The 1,280-nt window shown below is 45.7% G+C and carries 1 protein-coding gene and 1 pseudogene; one reads left to right on the forward strand and one right to left on the reverse strand.

The genetic code is table 11. From position 1 onward, the window contains the following. Nucleotides 1–121: 121 nt before the first annotated feature. A complete protein-coding gene (locus tag R7P72_RS24795) occupies nucleotides 122–979 on the reverse strand; it encodes an AraC family transcriptional regulator (protein WP_318110937.1) in 858 nt (285 codons plus the stop codon). 158 nt (nucleotides 980–1,137) lie between these two features. Between R7P72_RS24795 and R7P72_RS24800 the strand changes: the two are divergent. Further along, nucleotides 1,138–1,280 (forward strand): annotated as a pseudogene (locus R7P72_RS24800) (MATE family efflux transporter); the annotation flags it as partial.

Here is a 1,280-nt window from a genome sequence, read left to right on the forward strand (position 1 = left end):
TTTCACGTTAACACTATCGTTAAAAATGGCGAAATGATTTTTCACTTATTTCATCAATTAGAGGAGAATATTCTGAGAGCCAAGAGGTTCTGTGCGCCCAATCGTTCACAAAAAGTACGAATCACTTCTCAGGATCTCGCTCTATTCTTCCATTTTGTCTGAACTTTCTTGGCGTCATGCTCGACCACGCTTTGAAGCGCGTACTAAAGTTTGCGCTGGTTGGGTACCCGACAATCTCACCAATATGTTGAATCGGCCACTCTGTTGAACGAAGTAAACGCGCGGCATACTCCATTCGCATGCGCATCAAATGTGCCATCGGGCTTCGACCAAATTGTTGCTGCGTTAAACGATGTAAATGGGGCTCCGAACATGGATAGAGTGCCGCTAACTGCTCAACGCTCCAGTCTTTATGTAATTGACGCTGAACGAGGTCAAATACGCGGCGAAGTTTAAGCTGATTGCGAGAAACAGATTCCGAAGACGGCATATTCAGCATCAATTCCAGTTGCGCTACGCTGTGAGCACCAACCGCACTACCGTAATCAATGGACAGATTTATGCTACGAAGCAATGTCTGAATACATGAATACATCACTTCCGGTGCAGGTGTTAGTTGATAGCTGATGTTTTCTCCAACCATCGACCACTCTTTATGTTGGGAAAGAAATACCCAAGCGATTTGCCACGTTTCATCTTCCATTCCAAACCCATTTTCAATCCCCGCAGGCACGACCACCAGCGATCCGGGTTCAAGCTCATAACGGCACGCCCCACTTTCTACCCAACCTTTACCACGCACAGTATAAAGCAGCATGTGTTTCTTCTGGTTCTTGCGATAAACGGAAAAGAAGTCACGGCAAGTCGCGATCCCACACTGCACAATGCCTCGCTCTTCCAGTGCAAGCACTCGCGTGTGATCAATGAACTCTTGATAGGTTTTCTCTGAGATGCTGTAGCGCTCTTGCTTTTCTTCCATGTCGGTGGCTCGTACTGTGAGTTATCGCGTTTTTACAATGACAAAATTTATTTGCGGGTGTTAGTTGAGAGTTTTGCAAAAGTTTTGGATGCCTTTGAAAAATACAACGCGAAATCATGGGGATAAACTACTCGCATCAATCTTTAAGGAGAAATGCGATGCTCTTAACACGCGAATACATCGATAAAGCATTTTGGCAAAAGCTGATTGCGATTGGCCTCCCTGTTTCACTGCAATCCATGCTTTTTGCGTTGCTCGGCGTCGTGGATATTTTCATGGTGAGTCTACTCGGCGAATCCGC

It is taken from the genome of Vibrio sp. Vb0888 (genome assembly GCF_033338835.1).
Taxonomy (GTDB): Bacteria; Pseudomonadota; Gammaproteobacteria; order Enterobacterales; family Vibrionaceae; genus Vibrio; species Vibrio alginolyticus.

Bases quoted from the DNA above. Each gene is read 5' to 3' on its own strand.
- R7P72_RS24795 (WP_318110937.1), bottom strand. From the start codon at position 979: ATGGAAGAAAAGCAAGAGCGCTACAGCATCTCAGAGAAAACCTATCAA.